Annotated in this window: 16 protein-coding genes and 1 pseudogene; 8 read left to right on the forward strand and 9 right to left on the reverse strand. The window is 53.9% G+C overall.

The window, feature by feature from the left end:
• Positions 1-148: 148 nt before the first annotated feature.
• The gene (gmhB, locus tag OGW17_RS00585) at positions 149-715 is read right to left on the reverse strand and encodes a D-glycero-beta-D-manno-heptose 1,7-bisphosphate 7-phosphatase (protein WP_047458784.1); all 567 of its coding nucleotides are present in this window, start codon (positions 713-715) and stop codon (positions 149-151) included.
• A 189-nt stretch (positions 716-904) separates the two neighbouring features.
• Between gmhB and metN the strand changes: the two genes are divergently transcribed.
• The 6 genes from metN to proS all read left to right on the forward strand — a co-directional run bounded on the left by metN (position 905) and on the right by proS (position 6,493).
• A complete protein-coding gene (metN, locus tag OGW17_RS00590) occupies positions 905-1,936 on the forward strand; it encodes a methionine ABC transporter ATP-binding protein MetN (RefSeq protein WP_049008092.1) in 1,032 nt (343 codons plus the stop codon).
• On the forward strand, positions 1,929-2,582 hold the full coding sequence (locus OGW17_RS00595; RefSeq protein WP_012133958.1) for a methionine ABC transporter permease MetI: 654 nt from the start codon (positions 1,929-1,931) through the stop codon (positions 2,580-2,582). Before metN ends, OGW17_RS00595 begins: the two co-directional genes overlap by 8 nt.
• Positions 2,583-2,621: 39 nt before the next feature.
• Positions 2,622-3,437, forward strand: a complete 816-nt coding sequence (metQ, locus tag OGW17_RS00600; protein ID WP_012133959.1) for a methionine ABC transporter substrate-binding lipoprotein MetQ — start codon at positions 2,622-2,624, stop codon at positions 3,435-3,437.
• A 118-nt stretch (positions 3,438-3,555) separates the two neighbouring features.
• Positions 3,556-3,960, forward strand: a complete 405-nt coding sequence (gene rcsF, locus OGW17_RS00605) for an envelope stress sensor lipoprotein RcsF (RefSeq protein ID WP_012133960.1) — start codon at positions 3,556-3,558, stop codon at positions 3,958-3,960.
• Positions 3,957-4,664, forward strand: a complete 708-nt coding sequence (tsaA, locus tag OGW17_RS00610) for a tRNA (N6-threonylcarbamoyladenosine(37)-N6)-methyltransferase TrmO (RefSeq protein ID WP_071257632.1) — start codon at positions 3,957-3,959, stop codon at positions 4,662-4,664. Before rcsF ends, tsaA begins: the two co-directional genes overlap by 4 nt.
• A gap of 110 nt (positions 4,665-4,774) precedes the next feature.
• Positions 4,775-6,493: a proline--tRNA ligase gene (gene proS, locus OGW17_RS00615; protein ID WP_012133963.1), complete on the forward strand. Its 1,719-nt coding sequence runs from the start codon at positions 4,775-4,777 to the stop codon at positions 6,491-6,493.
• A gap of 59 nt (positions 6,494-6,552) precedes the next feature.
• Here proS and nlpE read toward each other — a convergent pair whose 3' ends face one another.
• Genes nlpE through OGW17_RS00630 form a run of 3 tightly spaced genes read right to left on the reverse strand, consistent with a single transcriptional unit; the run spans position 6,553 to position 8,252 of the window.
• Positions 6,553-7,257 (reverse strand): envelope stress response activation lipoprotein NlpE, encoded by a 705-nt coding sequence (gene nlpE, locus OGW17_RS00620; RefSeq protein WP_081353154.1) that lies wholly within the window; start codon positions 7,255-7,257, stop codon positions 6,553-6,555.
• A gap of 30 nt (positions 7,258-7,287) precedes the next feature.
• Complete coding sequence (gene arfB / locus OGW17_RS00625; RefSeq protein ID WP_071257630.1) at positions 7,288-7,710, reverse strand: alternative ribosome rescue aminoacyl-tRNA hydrolase ArfB; 423 nt, start codon at positions 7,708-7,710, stop codon at positions 7,288-7,290.
• Positions 7,707-8,252, reverse strand: coding sequence for a YaeQ family protein (locus tag OGW17_RS00630; RefSeq protein ID WP_012133966.1), 546 nt, complete (start codon positions 8,250-8,252; stop codon positions 7,707-7,709). The genes arfB and OGW17_RS00630 overlap by 4 nt, the downstream gene beginning before the upstream one ends.
• A gap of 199 nt (positions 8,253-8,451) precedes the next feature.
• On the opposite strand from OGW17_RS00630, the gene OGW17_RS00635 reads away from it, so the two are divergent.
• Complete coding sequence (locus tag OGW17_RS00635; protein ID WP_012133967.1) at positions 8,452-8,652, forward strand: YaeP family protein; 201 nt, start codon at positions 8,452-8,454, stop codon at positions 8,650-8,652.
• Entirely contained in the window at positions 8,639-8,899 is a 261-nt protein-coding gene (gene rof / locus OGW17_RS00640; protein ID WP_024130681.1) for a Rho-binding antiterminator, read from the forward strand. The genes OGW17_RS00635 and rof overlap by 14 nt, the downstream gene beginning before the upstream one ends.
• A gap of 83 nt (positions 8,900-8,982) precedes the next feature.
• Here the strand turns inward: rof and tilS are convergent, their stop codons facing one another.
• From tilS to dnaE, 5 genes and pseudogenes are all read right to left on the reverse strand, one after another.
• The gene (tilS, locus tag OGW17_RS00645) at positions 8,983-10,299 is read right to left on the reverse strand and encodes a tRNA lysidine(34) synthetase TilS (RefSeq protein ID WP_071257626.1); all 1,317 of its coding nucleotides are present in this window, start codon (positions 10,297-10,299) and stop codon (positions 8,983-8,985) included.
• A gap of 62 nt (positions 10,300-10,361) precedes the next feature.
• Positions 10,362-10,751, reverse strand: a complete 390-nt coding sequence (locus OGW17_RS00650; RefSeq protein WP_071257623.1) for a VOC family protein — start codon at positions 10,749-10,751, stop codon at positions 10,362-10,364.
• A gap of 59 nt (positions 10,752-10,810) precedes the next feature.
• Positions 10,811-12,948, reverse strand: a pseudogene (gene ldcC / locus OGW17_RS00655) (lysine decarboxylase LdcC).
• A gap of 129 nt (positions 12,949-13,077) precedes the next feature.
• Entirely contained in the window at positions 13,078-14,037 is a 960-nt protein-coding gene (gene accA / locus OGW17_RS00660) for an acetyl-CoA carboxylase carboxyl transferase subunit alpha (protein WP_012133972.1), read from the reverse strand.
• A gap of 12 nt (positions 14,038-14,049) precedes the next feature.
• Complete coding sequence (gene dnaE, locus OGW17_RS00665) at positions 14,050-17,532, reverse strand: DNA polymerase III subunit alpha (RefSeq protein ID WP_024130683.1); 3,483 nt, start codon at positions 17,530-17,532, stop codon at positions 14,050-14,052.
• Between the last annotated feature and the right edge of the window lie 7 nt (positions 17,533-17,539).

Genomic DNA, 17,539 nt, shown 5'->3' on the forward strand with positions numbered 1-17,539 from the left:
CAGGATTTTTCTCTTTAATCAACCGGCTGTTTGTGTGAAGTGATTCACATCCGCCGTGTCGATGGAGGCGCATTATAGGGGGTCGTCTCAGGAAGACAAGCGGAAAAATGCATTTTTATCTCAACCGCTCATCTTTTAATCATAACGCTTATTTTTGCTGCTTTCTTATCGCCGATGGCAGGTCAGCAAGGCTATTTAACACCCAATCTGCCGCATTTTCTGCTTCGGGCGTAACGGGCTTACCAGTGCGTACCAATACTTTCGTACCAACATTTGCCGCTGCCGCCGCCTGCATATCTTCTATTTTGTCACCCACCATATAAGACGCGGCCATATCAATGTGCAGAAAATCACGCGCAGAGATAAGCATCCCCGGATGCGGTTTACGACAATCACACGCCTGACGGAACTCTTCTACGCTGCCCTGCGGATGATGCGGACAATAATAGATGCCATCCAGATCGACATCGCGGTCCGCCAGCGACCAGTCCATCCATTCGGTCAGCGTCTCGAACTGCGCTTCCGTAAATTTACCGCGCGCAATACCAGACTGGTTGGTAACAACGACAAGCGCAAAGCCCATCTTTTTCAGTTCACGCATCGCGTCAATGACGCCTTCAATAAACTCGAACTCATCGATTTCATGTACGTAACCATGATCCACATTAATAGTGCCATCACGGTCGAGGAAAATTGCGGGTACGGACTTTGCCACCTTTTATAGCTCCTGAATAAGGCATGTGCCGTTAGTATCGCATGTTTCAGCGAGCAAGAAAGTGCTCATCATCGAAAGCCTGATTGATTTAGACGTCTGGATGCCTTAACATCCATTTTGTTGACGGCTTCGACCGTATCAGGCAGAAGAAAATGCCACGGCTAACTTAATTACGATAATAAATAATCAATGATTAAACTTTCGAATATCACCAAAGTGTTCCAACAGGGGACCCGCACCATTCAGGCGCTGAACAACGTCAGCCTGCATGTCCCTGCCGGACAAATTTATGGCGTTATTGGCGCCTCCGGCGCCGGTAAAAGCACACTCATTCGCTGTGTGAATCTGCTGGAACGTCCCACGGAAGGGAGCGTATTGGTTGGCGGCCAGGAGCTGACCACCCTTTCTGAATCTGAGTTGACGAAAGCCCGTCGCCAGATTGGCATGATTTTCCAGCATTTTAACCTGTTATCTTCACGTACCGTTTTTGGCAACGTGGCGTTGCCGCTAGAACTGGACAATACGCCGAAAGACGAGATAAAACGCCGCGTCACAGAGCTGTTGGATCTGGTAGGGCTCGGCGATAAGCACGACAGCTATCCGGCCAACCTTTCCGGCGGCCAGAAACAGCGTGTGGCGATTGCTCGCGCATTAGCCAGCAATCCCAAAGTCCTGCTGTGCGACGAGGCCACCAGCGCCCTCGATCCGGCAACGACCCGTTCGATTCTGGAACTGCTGAAAGATATTAACCGTCGCCTTGGCCTGACCATTCTTCTTATTACTCATGAGATGGATGTGGTTAAGCGCATTTGCGATTGTGTCGCAGTTATCAGTAACGGAGAACTGATTGAGCAGGATACGGTCAGCGAAGTGTTCTCCCATCCAAAGACGCCGCTGGCGCAGAAGTTTATCCAGTCCACGTTGCATCTGGATATCCCGGAAGATTATCTGGAACGTTTAAAAGCGGAGCCGTATGCGGACAGCGTCCCCATGCTGCGTATGGAATTTACCGGACAATCCGTAGACGCCCCGCTGCTGTCTGAGACGGCCCGCCGCTTCAATGTGAACAACAACATTATTAGCGCGCAGATGGATTACGCAGGCGGCGTGAAGTTCGGCATTATGCTGACGGAAATGCACGGCACGCAAGAAGAGACGCAAGCCGCAATTGCCTGGTTGCAGGAACACCATGTGAAAGTAGAGGTACTGGGTTATGTCTGAGGCGATGATGTGGTTACTGGCGCGCGGCGTCTGGGAAACGCTGGCGATGACTTTTGTATCCGGCTTTTTTGGTTTTGTTATTGGTCTGCCGGTTGGCGTACTGCTGTACGTTACGCGTCCAGGGCAAATTATTGAAAACGCGAAGCTCTACCGCACACTCTCTGCGGTCGTCAATATCTTCCGTTCCATCCCGTTCATTATCTTACTGGTATGGATGATTCCGTTTACCCGTGTGATTGTCGGCACCTCCATCGGTTTGCAGGCGGCGATTGTGCCGTTAACCGTCGGCGCCGCGCCGTTTATCGCCCGCATGGTGGAAAACGCATTGCTGGAAATCCCAACCGGATTGATCGAAGCCTCCCGTGCGATGGGGGCCACGCCGCTGCAAATCGTGCGTAAGGTGCTGCTGCCGGAAGCATTACCGGGTCTGGTCAATGCCGCAACCATTACCCTGATCACTCTGGTGGGCTACTCTGCTATGGGCGGTGCCGTTGGCGCTGGCGGACTCGGTCAGATTGGCTATCAGTATGGTTACATTGGCTACAATGCTACCGTGATGAATACGGTGCTGGTATTACTGGTCGTTCTGGTTTATTTAATTCAGTTATCCGGCGATCGCATCGTTCGGGCAGTGACGCACAAGTAACATTAAACACAACACAAATGACTCATTAAGGAAATAAGCATGGCGTTCAAATTTAAAACCTTTGCGGCAGTGGGAGCCCTGATTGGTTCTCTGGCACTTGTGGGTTGCGGCCAGGATGAAAAAGATCCGAACCACATCAAAGTGGGCGTGATTGTCGGCGCTGAACAGCAGGTTGCGGAAGTCGCGCAAAAAGTAGCGAAAGAAAAATACGGTCTGGATGTTGAGCTGGTGACGTTCAACGACTACGTATTACCGAACGAAGCGTTAAGCAAAGGCGATATCGACGCGAACGCTTTCCAGCACAAGCCGTACCTGGATCAGCAAATCAAAGATCGCGGTTACAAGCTGGTTGCCGTTGGCAATACCTTTGTTTATCCGATTGCCGGTTATTCCAAAAAAATCAAATCACTTGATGAGCTACAGGATGGTTCTCAGGTAGCCGTACCAAACGATCCGACTAACCTTGGTCGTTCACTGCTGCTGTTGCAGAAAGTAGGATTAATCAAACTGAAAGATGGCGTTGGCCTGCTGCCGACCGTTCTGGACGTGACCGAAAACCCGAAGAACCTGAAAATTGTTGAGCTGGAAGCACCGCAACTGCCGCGCTCTCTGGACGATGCGCAAATTGCCCTGGCCGTGATTAACACCACTTACGCCAGCCAGATTGACCTGACGCCGGCAAAAGACGGTATCTTCGTGGAAGATAAAGATTCCCCGTACGTTAACCTGATCGTAACGCGTGAAGACAATAAAGACGCAGAGAACGTGAAGAAATTCGTTCAGGCTTATCAGTCTGACGAAGTCTACGAAGCCGCGAATAAAGTCTTCAACGGCGGTGCTGTTAAAGGCTGGTAATTTTTAGGCGGTTTCCACAATCTGTAATATCATTCAGGACGGGCGCTTGCCCGTCTTGTCATTTATGCAAGCTCCTGATTCAATATCTGACGATTAGATCATTCATTGAGGAAATATTATGCGTGCTTTACCGATCTGTTTATTGGCACTCATGCTGGGCGGTTGTTCCATGCTAAGCAGATCCCCTGTTGAACCCGTTCAAAGCACCGCAACCCCGCCAAAAGCGGAGTCGGAAAAACCGAAAGCGCCGCGTGCCGCACCGGTCCGAATTTACACCAACGCCGAAGAGTTAGTGGGTAAACCGTTCCGCGATCTTGGCGAAGTCAGCGGTGACTCCTGCCAGGCATCTAATCAGGATTCCCCGCCGAGCATCCCGACAGCACGTAAACGCATGCAGATTAACGCCTCTAAAATGAAGGCGAATGCTGTACTGCTGCACAGCTGCGAAGTCACCAGTGGAACGCCAGGCTGCTACCGTCAGGCTGTTTGCATCGGTTCCGCCCTTAACATCTCGGCTAAATGAGCAGTTTTCAGTTCGAGCAAATAGGCGTTATTCGCTCCCCCTATAAAGAAAAGTTCGCCGTCCCGCGCCAGCCTGGTCTGGTAAAAAGCGCCGACGGCGAACTGCATCTTGTTGCGCCCTATAATCAGGCCGATGCCGTTCGCGGTCTGGAAGCGTTCAGCCATTTGTGGGTGATCTTCGTCTTTCATCAGACGATGGCTGGCGGATGGCGCCCGACGGTTCGTCCTCCCCGTCTCGGCGGCAATGCCCGGATGGGCGTCTTCGCGACCCGTTCCACCTTTCGCCCTAACCCTGTCGGCATGTCGCTGGTTGAATTGAAAGAGATTGTCTGTCAGAAAGAGAAAGTCATCCTGAAGCTGGGCAGTCTGGATCTGGTTGATGGCACGCCGGTTATTGATATCAAACCCTACCTGCCGTTTGCCGAGTCATTACCGGACGCAACGGCCAGCTACGCGCAACAGGCGCCTGTGGCAGAGATGCACGTCAGCTTCACGGCCGACATTGACCAACAGCTTTCACGGTTTGAACAACGTTACCCGCAACTGAAAACATTTATCGGCGAAGTGCTGGCGCAAGATCCGCGTCCCGCCTATCGTAAAGGTGAAGAGACCGGTAAAACGTACGCCGTCTGGCTGCACGATTTCAACGTGCGCTGGCGCGTCACCGAAGAGGGTTTTGAAGTCTTTGCGCTGGAACCCCGCTAATTTCACGCCCTTCTCTTTTGACATCCCTTTCTCGCTGGTAAACTAAATCACTTTTTTTGTGTCAGGCTCGCGTTGAGCCTGTTCGATCGTCCAACTGGAACCGTAACAACATGCGTACTAGCCAATATCTGCTCTCCACTCTGAAGGAGACACCTGCCGACGCCGAGGTTATCAGCCATCAGCTGATGCTGCGCGCCGGGATGATCCGCAAGCTCGCCTCCGGGTTATATACCTGGCTGCCGACTGGCCTGCGCGTCCTGAAAAAAGTCGAAAACATCGTGCGTGAAGAGATGAATAACGCCGGTGCCATCGAGGTGTCAATGCCAGTGGTTCAGCCTGCCGACCTGTGGCAAGAGAGTGGTCGTTGGGAACAGTACGGCCCGGAACTGCTGCGTTTTGTTGACCGTGGCGAGCGTCCGTTCGTACTCGGCCCGACTCACGAAGAAGTTATCACCGACCTGATTCGTAACGAACTCAGCTCTTACAAACAGCTGCCGCTGAACTTCTTCCAGATCCAGACCAAATTCCGTGACGAAGTACGTCCGCGTTTCGGCGTAATGCGTTCCCGCGAATTCCTGATGAAAGACGCCTACTCTTTCCATACCTCTCAGGAATCGCTACAGGAAACTTACGACGCGATGTATGCCGCTTACAGCAAAATCTTCAGCCGTATGGGCCTGGATTTCCGCGCGGTACAGGCAGACACGGGGTCTATCGGCGGTAACGCATCCCACGAGTTCCAGGTACTGGCGCAAAGCGGTGAAGATGATGTGATCTTCTCTGATTCTTCTGACTACGCGGCTAACATTGAGTTCGCCGAAGCCGTTGCGCCGAAAGCGCCGCGCGCGGCAGCCAGCCAGGAGATGACGCTGGTTGATACGCCAAACGCGAAAACCATTGCGGAGCTGGTTGAGCAGTTCAATCTGCCGATTGAGAAAACCGTCAAAACGCTGCTGGTGAAAGCGGTTGAAGGAAGCAGCTACCCGCTGGTTGCTCTGCTGGTACGTGGCGATCACGAACTGAACGAAGTGAAAGCGGAAAAACTGCCGCAGGTTGCCAGCCCGCTGACCTTCGCCACAGAAGAAGAGATTCGTGCGCTGGTGAAAGCCGGCCCGGGTTCTCTCGGCCCGGTAAATATGCCGGTTCCGGTGGTGATCGACCGTACCGTTGCAGTAATGAGCGATTTCGCGGCAGGCGCCAACATCGACGGTAAACACTACTTCGGCATCAACTGGGATCGCGATGTCGCGACGCCAGAAGTCGCTGATATCCGTAACGTCGTGGCAGGCGATCCAAGCCCGGACGGCCAGGGCACGCTGCTGATTAAACGCGGCATCGAAGTGGGTCATATCTTCCAGCTGGGCACCAAGTATTCCGAAGCGCTGAAAGCCTCCGTACAGGGTGAAGATGGTCGTAACCAGATCCTGACGATGGGTTGCTACGGTATCGGGGTAACGCGCGTGGTGGCGGCGGCGATTGAGCAGAACTACGACGAACGCGGTATTGTATGGCCTGACGCCATCGCGCCATTCCAGGTTGCCATTCTGCCGATGAATATGCACAAGTCCTTCCGGGTGCAGGAACTGGCGGAAAAACTGTACGGTGAACTGCGCGCACAAGGCATCGAAGTGCTGATGGATGACCGTAAAGAGCGTCCGGGCGTCATGTTCGCGGATATGGAACTGATCGGCATCCCGCACACTATCGTGCTGGGCGACCGTAACCTGGACAACGACGATATTGAATACAAATACCGTCGTAACGGCGAGAAGCAGTTGATTAAAACTGGCGAGATCGTCGATTTCCTGGTGAAAGCCATCAAAGGCTAAACACAAAAAACCCCGCATTAGCGGGGTTTTTTAATGTCCAGACGGGGTCAATACCGCAATTACTTGCTGGAACAATCCTGTCCAGGAACGAATTTAATCTCTTTATCGGCCACCAGCGTTTTTACCTGCGCGCCCGTATCCGGGTTGGCTTCCTGCGTAAAGTGGCCTTCCACCGTTAATAATACCGGCTTTTCCGCAGCGCCTCGTGCCGCCAGATAATCACGTTCCAGCTGAGCATTGTTCGCCACCGGCATGCGTTTCCCGGTAGCGCAATCGGTAAAGGTCGCCGCATCCGCCATATAGAAATACATGCCGCGCACCGGCATTGGCGTTACGGGCAAACTGGCAGACACCGACTCAAGCGTGTAATTAAACTGCGATTCAATCGGATTACCTTCACGATCAAGCATTTCCAGAGCGTCGCCTTTCGCACGATAGTAAGACTTCTCGCCTTTGCTGTCGGTCAATACCAGTTTATCGGCTGTACGCGCCCAGGTGCCATACGAGGCAAACGAAGAGGGTTCTTCACGAACGCCCTGATAACGTTCATTCATCACCCATGTTCCATCTTTTTCCAGGAACAAAGAGATTTCGATCCCTTCACAGTCTGCGCAAGGCAATACGCCACGCCAGCTTTGCTGCATCGGTTTTAATTCTGCCGTCTGCGTCGGCTGTAGCGCCTCCACTTCAGTACGATTATTACATCCAATCAAGGCAAAGAGCGTGCATGCTGCCGCTACTGACAATATCGCTGTTTTCACCATAAATTCCTTATGAAATGTTATCCCCGCTCGTCACTCCTGAGGACGACGAACTCTACCGCGAAGCGCCTTCACTGTGGATTTTTGTGCCTTCGATGACAACCTGCGTTCTTTCGACGCGCGCGTAGGGCGGGTTGCCCGTCGGCTTTTTTGCACTGCGGTTAATTCTTTGATGACTGCCACCAGCCGGGCGATAGCCGCCTCCCGGTTGAGCTCCTGGCTGCGATACTCCTTCGCCTTGATAATAATGACGCCATCGCTGCTAATAAGATGATGGCTGGCAGCCAACAAACGTTCCTTATAATACTCTGGCAGGCCAGAGGCCCGAATGTCAAAGCGCAAATGGATAGCCGTTGAGGTCTTATTAACGTGCTGTCCACCCGCTCCCTGCGCACGAATGGCTGTGATTTCCAGCTCATTGTCGGGAATCGAGACATTTCGGGAGATGACAATCATGAAGGCTGTTGCCATGCAGCCAGATGAATTTCCAGATTATTCTGAGAATCCGACAGCCAGATGGCGCCATCCTGAATCGTTGCCTGTAACGTCATGGTTCGGCCGGCAAAATCACTCAGTTTCGCCAGTTGCTCATCATCCAGATACCACACGGACAGGTTAGCGTACTGCGCGCATTTACTCTGGTTCTGCTGCCACCAGATTTGCGCGGCACGACTATTATAGGCAAACAGCGCAACCTCCGCAGCCTGGGTACAGGCTTTCTTAATGCGGCGCTCATCCGGCAGCCCCAGCTCAACCCATAAATCAATCCCCAGATGGTCGTTACGCAGCCATGCCTCAGGCTCATCTTCTGCGCTCAGACCACGCGTGAACTGTAGGCGCTCATCGGCATATTTAATCCAGGCCAGAAGGCGCAGCATCATGCGCTCCTGCGTTTCAGAAGGGTGACGCGCCAGCGTCAATGCCGCGTCAAGAAACTGGTTGCGGTCAAGATCCGCCACATTGACTACGGCTTTATAAATCGTCGCTTTAAGCGCCATGAGAGAACTCCTTTCGAATCAGGGACACATTGTAGCGAAATCTGCGTCAAAAGGCTGTTAACGGATGTCGTATACCTGCGCCGTCAACCTGCTGATATTGCCTGGATGGGTATGTTATAGTCACCTTGCTAAACAGAGTTTATCTTCGTAGGCTTAGACTTGCATCCACGGTTAAGTCAGAGTGCTGACAGGAGGGCATGTGGAAAAATATTGTGAGTTAATACGCAAGCGGTATGCGGAAATCGCCAGCGGAGACTTAGGGTATGTCCCGGATGCGCTGGGTTGTGTATTGAAAGTGCTTAATGAAGTGGCAGCAGACGATGCCCTTTCAGAGTCGGTCAGGGAAAAGGCGGCATATGCTGCCGCGAACTTACTGGTGAGCGATTATGTCAATGAATGAAACGTATCAACCCATCAACTGCGATGATTACGACAATCTTGAGCTCGCCTGCCAGCATCATCTGTTACTGACGCTGGAACTTAAGGATGGAGAAGTTTTACAGGCGAAAGCCAACGATCTGGTGTCGCGCAAAAACGTGGAATATCTGATCGCGGATGTCGCCGGTGAAACACGCGAGCTGCGTCTGGACAAAATTACCAGCTTCAGTCATCCACAAATCGGTACTGTAATCGTCAGCGAATCCTGATTCTTTTGTTGCCGGATGGCGGTGCAAGCACCTTATCCGGCCTACTTTCCATGCGATACGTAGGCCTGATAAGCGCAGCGCCATCAGGCATTACGCGATGACGACGTCTCTTCCTTCCATTCCAGCCTGACGCCTGCTCCCTCCTCCGCCAGACCATCACAGGTAACAAAAATACCTGCGGCAGCAATCAACGTCTCGCCATAAAACAGCAGCGGCGTGGTATCCCGCCGCCAGGGCGGTACGCCCAGCTCCTGCCAGATTTTCTTTAGCTTACGCCCGCCATTGCGCCCGATAATATGCAGTAACCCAGATGCCTTAAAGCGTATGCTAACTGGCTCGTCGGCACGCGGCATGCGCAGGTCGCCTCCTGGAACGAGCCGCACCGTCCCAAATCCAACGGGCAGCGATAACGGTGTTTGCCACGATGACCACGGGATCACCGTCGCGCTTTGGCCGGTAACGGATTTTATCCACCATAGTTGTGACTGATAACGGCGAATGTCGTACTCGCCAAAGCGCAAACAGGGAGCGGCATCCTCACGCGCCAGCGCCACCTCCTGCCAGATACGTTCCAGCCCGTCGCGGGAAGGCATCGGCGCATGCTTCGCGGCCAGCCAGCGGCGCAATAGCGCAGCGCGTCGCGGGCCGCTCATCGCCATTAACGGCGCTAACTGCAATGCTCCATCAGCGGTGATACAGCCCGCTAAATCCTCTGCCAGAAGCTCATCCAGCAGGCACTCCTGTTCTGCGCAAAGCGCGGCGCTACGGGCAGTCGCTTCAGCAAAATGCGGCCAGCGTTGTTGCAGCAGCGGCAGCACCCTAAGGCGCAGGAAATTACGATCGTAGACATCATCCTGATTGCTTTCATCCTCAATCCAGCGCAGCGCATAGCGTTTTGCCCACTGCTCCAGCGCCGCACGGGTTTCCCCAAGTAACGGGCGGATCAGTTGCGTTCCGGCAAACGACGAGCGTTCCCCCATAGCGGACAATCCCGCCGGGCCGCTGCCGCGCTTCAACGCCAGCAAAAACGTTTCACATTGATCGTCAAGATGCTGGGCCGTGACCAGGACTTCACCGGGATGCAGCGCCTGCGCAAAGGCCGCGTATCGCGCCTGGCGCGCCTGAGCCTCAATCCCCAGCCCCTCATCCTGGAGTTGCACTCGTCGGACAACCAGCGGCACCTGCCACTGCTGGCACACAGCCTCGCAATGCGTCACCCAGCTATCGGCATGAGAGCTTAACCCATGATGAATATGGATGGCGCGCAGCGTGACATCAGGCTGCTGTTCTCGCCATTGCACCAGTTGATGCAGCAGTACGGTAGAATCCAGCCCGCCGCTAAAGGCCACCAGAATCTGGCGGTGTGGCAGGAGTGAGGCGTTCAGGGTGAATGTTGTCATGATCATTGCTTAACTGTGGCACTGCCCGGCACGTTACCGGGCAGAAACCGTGATGACAAGTTTTACTGCTCATACAGTTCGAGCGGCAGTCCGTCTGGATCGTTGAAAAAGGTAAAACGTTTATTCGTAAACGGGTCAACGCGAACCGACTCGCATTTAACGTTGTTCGCCTCCAGATGCGCTACCGCTTTGTCTACGTCTTCCACGCTGAACGCCAGATGCCGCAGACCGCAGGCCTCCGGTCGGCTCGGTCGCGCAGGCGGGAAGGGAAAAGAAAAAAGCTCAATCACATATTGCCCGTTTAACGCCAGGTCGCCTTTCCAGGAATCACGTTCTTCCCGGTACGCTTCACTCAACAGCGTGAAGCCCAGTACGTCACAATAAAACGTTTTGCTCGCCGCATAATCCGTCGCAATAATCGCAATATGGTGAACCTGTTTTAATCCCAGCATAGCGTCTCCTTAATGTGTTATCAGCACGTTACCCGCCTTGCAGTCGCTCAGGCAAGCCATCATGCCGTTTTTAAGACTCTCACTCGGTAAACGCCATCTTCATCCTGTTTTGCGCCATGAATATCGGTCTCAAAGCCAGGGTAATGGTGGCCGATGGAACACAGCATCAGCAGAAAATCGAGTACCGCGCGGCTCGCTTCGGTGATCATCTCCCCCGGCATCAGCAACGGCACACCAGGCGGATACGGCAGCACCATACTGGCGGAAATACGCCCCACCAGTTGATCAATCGCGATGGTCTCCACTTCGCCTTTTATCTGCCTCTGCCAGGCCTGATGCGGCGTCATTTTCATTTCGGGCAATGTGTCGAACGCCCGTAACATCAACCCGGAAAGATCGTGCTGGCGGATCAGTTTATGGATACCCTGCGCCAGATCCTGAATCCGCATATTACGATAAAAATCGGGATCTTCGGCGTACAGATCCGGCAGCATATTTTTAACGCGCAGATTAAGATCGTAAGCGCGTTTAAACTCCGTCAGGCCGCGCAGCAACCCCATCGCCCGGGTTTTATCAATACCAATACTGAACAGGAACAGCAGGTTATAAGGCCCGGTTTTTTCTACCACCACGCCGCGCTCATCAAGGAACTTCGCCACCAGCGCGGCGGGAATCCCCTCCTCGCTCATGTTGCCCTGCTCATCCATACCGGGCGTCAAAATGGTGACTTTCACCGGATCGAGAAACATATGGTCGGCATCCGCATCGGTAAAACCGTGCCACTCCTCGCCGGGCGCAACGGGCCAGCATTCCGCTTCATCCACCTCTTCCGGTTGCCAGATATCAAAGAACCAGCCTTCCGACTCTTCGCGCAGCCGCTGTACCTCTTTGCGAAAATGAAGCGCCCGCTCCACGGAGCGATTGATCAATCGTTTACCCGGATTGCCACGCAGCATTGCCGCAGCCGTCTCAATCGACGCCACGATGGGGTAGCTTGGCGATGTTGAGGTGTGCATCATAAACGCTTCATTAAAGGTATCTTCATCGTAATCCCCTTTATGTGAATAAGCGATGCCTGAGACAGCGCCGCCAGCATTTTATGCGTCGACTGCGTTTCGAAGATGACTTTTCCCGGCACCCGCTCGCCGCTCATCCCGCTTTTCCCCTGATAAATCGGGTGAAAATGGGTATAGGGCACCCAGGCCGAGTCGAAATGGATCGAAGGGACATCCAGCGTTTGTTTAATCCAGTTCGTGTTGTACAGCAGGCCGTCATAGGTCGAGTTGGTGATAACCGCATGTACTGGCCACTGCGCCTGCGCCGTCTCCGAAACCTTATGTTCAATACTCTCACGCGTAAATTCACGCTTAGGAATGCCCCCCAGAATACCGAGTGCGTTGCGCGTGGGTTTCAGCCAGAGGGGCACCACATCGCTCATCATCAACAGGTGCGCGAGAGATTTATGGCAGTTACGGTCAATCAGCAGCGTGCTGCCCGACGGCGCCGCGTACATGCCGACAATTTTGTTCGATGTAGAGGTGCCGTTGGTCACCATATAACTCTGCTCGGCGCCGAAGGTGCGGGCAATATACTCTTCCGCCTCCAGGTGCGGCCCGGTATGGTCCAGCAGCGACCCCAGTTCGGTCACGGAAATAGACACATCCGCTTTTAGCGTATTCCCTCCGAAGAAGTCATAAAACAGACAGCCAATCGGGCTTTTCTGGTAAGCGGTTCCCGCCATATGTCCCGGCGTACAGAAGGTATACTTCCCTTCCTTCACATAGGTAAACAGCGCCCGGGTGAACGGCGGCGTGATATTATCAAGGTATTCATTCGTATACTGCCGGATACGCGTCGCAATATCTTCTGACTGGCCGAGCGCGTATTCAAAAAACCACAGAGCCATACGCATATCATGCACGCTGACATCCATCGTCGAATGCGTATTGATAAACGCATACAACGGCAGGTATTCATTTAGCTGGTTGATATCGCTACACAAATCGAGGCTGTACTCATCCCAGTCAAAAATGACGCCACAGATTCGCGGATTGTGTTCAATGAATTTCAGCAGGTCGACGCTATTTTGCGGCCAGATAATCTGAAACCCCTGCGACTGTAGGGCAAGCTCAAGTTCCTTGATGGGTTCGTCTTTATAAAAAACGCCATGCGGCCCCATGATGGCAATGATATTCATGCGTTCCTCCTGGAAAAACCTTAGCTAATCATAGCCTGGTCAAACCGCAGGTAAAAAAAAGGGCCACAAAATGTGACCCTTTTTACTCCATGTCCGATAAGCGCAAGCGCCATCGGGCATTGATGATGTTTACGCGTAGCCGTAGCTCATCAGGCGCTGATAACGACGGTTTTTCAAATCATCTTTGCTCAACACGTCGAGATCGGCGAGATCGGCCAGCAGTTGCGCTTTCAGAGAAGCCGCCATCGCTTCCGGGTTGCGGTGCGCGCCACCCAGCGGTTCCTGAATGATGGAATCAATCAGCTTCAGCTCTTTCAGGCGCGGCGCGATAATACCCATCGCTTCGGCAGCCAATGGCGCTTTGTCCGCGCTTTTCCACAGAATGGACGCGCAGCCTTCCGGGGAGATAACGGAATAGGTGCTGTACTGCAACATATTCACTTTATCGCCCACGCCAATCGCCAGCGCGCCGCCGGAACCCCCTTCGCCGATAACGGTACAAATCACCGGTACGCTCAGGCGTGACATTTCACGCAGGTTACGTGCGATCGCTTCAGACTGACCGCGTTCTTCCGCGCCCACGCCAGGGTAAGCGCCAGGGGTGTCGATAAAGGTAATGATCGGCATGTTGAAACGCTCAGCCATTTCCATCAGACGCAGCGCTTTGCGATACCCTTCAGGTGCCGGCATGCCGAAGTTACGACGGATTTTCTCTTTCGTTTCACGGCCTTTCTGATGACCAATAATCATCACTGGACGACCATCCAGACGCGCGATGCCGCCGACGATAGCTTTATCGTCCGCATAGGCGCGATCGCCCGCCAGTTCGTCAAATTCATCAAACGCCAGGCGAACATAATCCAGGGTGTATGGACGTTGCGGATGGCGCGCCAGTTGAGCAACCTGCCATGCGCCAAGATCGGCAAAGATTTTGCGCGTCAGTTCTACGCTTTTTTCACGCAGACGATGCACTTCTTCATCGATATTAATATCCAGTTTCTCGTCCTGGCGGCTTACCGCTGTCAGAGAATCGATTTTCGCTTCCAGCTCTGCAATCGGCTGTTCAAAATCAAGGAAATTCAGACTCATAGTATTCCTGTATTAGTCAAACTCCAGTTCCACCTGCTCCGAACCAATGAGGCCACGGAGATCGTTTAGCAAACGATCGCTCGGAGAGACACGCCACGTCGCGCCAAAACGCAACCGCGCGCGTGCATCCGCCCTCTGATAGTAGAGATGTACTGGAATTGTCCCCGAGCGGTGGGGTTCCAGAGACTGACGGAGTCGGTTTAAAAGCTGGTCATCAATTTGCCTGTCCGTCAGCGAGATAGCAAGCCCGCGAGCATATTTTTCCCGGGCTTCGTCAATATCCATGACTTCACGGGCCATCATTTTAAGCCCGCCGCTGAAGTCATCAAAGCTGACCTGTCCGCTGACGATAAGTATGCGGTCTTTTTCCAGCAATTGCTGATATTTATCCAGAGCGTCGGTAAACAGCATAACTTCCAGACGTCCAGAGCGGTCATCCAGCGTACAGATGCCGATACGATTGCCGCGCTTGGTGACCATAACCCTTGCAGCAATCACGAGCCCCGCAGCCGTGGTGACTTTACCACGTTCTGTCGGATGCATGTCTTTCAGCCGGTAGCCTCCGACATAGCGCTCAATTTCTTTTAAATACTGATTGATAGGGTGTCCCGTCAGGTAAAGCCCCAACGTTTCACGTTCCCCGTCCAGCACCACCTGTTCCGGCCACGGCTGGCAGCTGGCATAGGATTGTTCAATTTGTTCCGGCTCTTCCGCCAGTACGCCAAACATATCCGCCTGCCCGATCGCTTCCGCTTTGGCATGCTGATCGGCGGCTTTCAGCGCGTCGCCCAGCGAGTTCATCAGCGCGGCGCGGTGCGGCCCAAGGCGGTCAAACGCCCCGGACATGATCAGTTTTTCCAGTACCCGGCGGTTGAGCTTTTTCGTGTCCGTGCGGGCGCATAAATCAAACAGCTCGCGGAAGTAACCGTCTTTATTGCGCGCCTCGATGATAGCTTCAATCGGGCCTTCACCCACGCCTTTGATCGCGCCGATGCCGTAAACAATTTCGCCGTCGTCGTTAACGTGGAAGTGATACAGCCCTGAGTTGATATCCGGCGGCAGGATTTTAAGCCCCATGCGCCAGCATTCATCCACCAGACCGACCACTTTTTCGGTGTTGTCCATATCGGCGGTCATTACCGCCGCCATAAACTCTGCCGGGTAGTGCGCTTTCAGCCACAGCGTCTGGTAAGACACCAGCGCATAGGCGGCGGAGTGCGATTTGTTAAACCCGTACCCGGCGAACTTTTCCACCAGGTCGAAGATTTTTATCGCCAGCTCGCCGTCGATGCCGTTCTTTCTGGCGCCCTCTTCAAAGACGGAACGTTGTTTCGCCATCTCTTCCGGCTTTTTCTTACCCATCGCACGACGCAGCATATCCGCGCCGCCAAGGGTGTAACCGGAAAGCACCTGTGCAATCTGCATAACCTGTTCCTGGTACAGGATGATGCCGTAGGTCGGCTCCAGTACGGGTTTCAGGCTTTCATGCTGCCATTGCACGTCTGGATAGGAAATCTCTTCACGGCCATGCTTACGGTCGATGAAGTTATCCACCATGCCCGACTGCAACGGGCCGGGGCGGAACAACGCCACCAGCGCGATCATATCTTCGAAGCAGTCAGGTTGCAGACGCTTAATCAGATCTTTCATGCCGCGGGATTCAAGCTGGAAGACCGCCGTGGTTTCCGAGCGTTGCAGCATGTCGAAACTTTTCTTGTCATCCAGCGGGATCGCCGCGATATCCAACGGCGGTTCGCCATTCTTCTCGCGGCGGGCGTTGATCATCTCCAGCGCCCAGTTAATGATGGTGAGTGTGCGCAGCCCCAGGAAGTCGAATTTGACCAGCCCGGCGTATTCCACGTCGTTTTTATCAAACTGCGTTACCGGGTGCTGACCGGCCTCATCACAGTACAGCGGCGCAAAATCGGTGATTTTGGTCGGCGCGATAACCACGCCACCGGCGTGCTTACCGGCGTTACGCGTGACGCCTTCCAGCTTGCGCGCCATATCGATCAGCGCTTTAACTTCCTCATCCGCCTCGTAAATTTCCGGCAGTTGCGGTTCCGCCTCAAACGCTTTCGCCAGCGTCATGCCTGGGTCAGGCGGCACCAGCTTCGAGATACGATCCACGAAACCGTACGGGTGCCCCAGCACGCGCCCCACGTCGCGGATAACCGCTTTCGCCGCCATCGTACCGAAGGTAATAATCTGAGATACCGCATCGCGGCCGTACATGTCCGCTACGTGTTCGATAACCTGGTCTCGTTTCTCCATACAGAAGTCAACGTCGAAGTCAGGCATGGAGACACGTTCCGGGTTAAGGAAACGTTCGAACAGCAGGTCGAATTCCAGCGGATCAAGGTCGGTAATTTTCAGCGCATAGGCCACCAGCGACCCCGCACCGGAACCGCGCCCCGGCCCTACCGGTACGCCGTTATCTTTCGACCACTGGATAAACTCCATCACGATGAGGAAGTAGCCAGGGAACCCCATCTGGTTAATAACCTGAAGTTCAATGTCCAGACGTTCGTCATAGGGGGGACGCTTCTCTTTACGCACCGCTTCGTCAGGGAACAGGAATTCGAGACGTTCTTCCAGACCCTCTTTCGATTTCTTGACCAGGAAGTCTTCGGTGGTCATGTCCCCCGTCGGAAACTGCGGCAGGAAGTATTCGCCCAGACGGACGGTCACGTTACAGCGTTTGGCTATCTCAACGCTGTTTTCCAGCGCTTCCGGGATGTCGGAGAACAGCTCGCACATCTCGTCTTCGCTACGCATATATTGCTGCGGCGAATAATTACGCGGGCGTTTAGGATCGTCGAGCGTAAAACCATCGTGAATAGCCACGCGGATTTCGTGCGCGTCAAAGTCCTCGCTGTTAATAAAGCGGACATCATTCGTTGCGACAACCGGCAAGCCACGCGTTTCCGCCAGCTCAACCGCCGCATGCAGATACGTTTCCTCATCCTGCCGACCCGTGCGGATCAGCTCCAGATAGTAGCGGTCGGAAAAATGTTCTTCATAGAAGGCGACGCATTCGTCCACCAGCGCACTGTTGCCGCGCAACAAACTGCGGCCCACATCGCCCATCCGGCCACCGGAGAGCAAAATCAGACCGTCTTTTAATTCAGTCAGCCATTCCCTGTCGATCACCGGCCCTTCTGCGCCGTAGCCACGCTGATAGGCTTTTGAGATCAACAGAGTAAGATTCTGATAGCCCGTATTATTTGCCGCCAGCACGGTCAACTGGCAAAGTTCATCTCCCAGCGGAGTGCCGCGAACATGGAAATCAGCGCCGACAATGGGCTTAATCCCTGCGCCGTGGCCCGTTCCGTAGAACTTCACCAGACCGCAAAGGTTGGTAAAATCGGTGATCGCCAGCGCAGGCATGCCTAACGCGGCCGCCTTTTTTACCAGCGGCCCGGTTTTCGCCAGCCCATCGATCATGGAGTAGTCGCTGTGCACCCGCAGGTGGACGAAACGTGGTTCAGACATCTTCAGA

This window comes from Citrobacter sp. CK181 (assembly GCF_030333595.1).
GTDB lineage: Bacteria > Pseudomonadota > Gammaproteobacteria > Enterobacterales > Enterobacteriaceae > Citrobacter_B > Citrobacter_B koseri.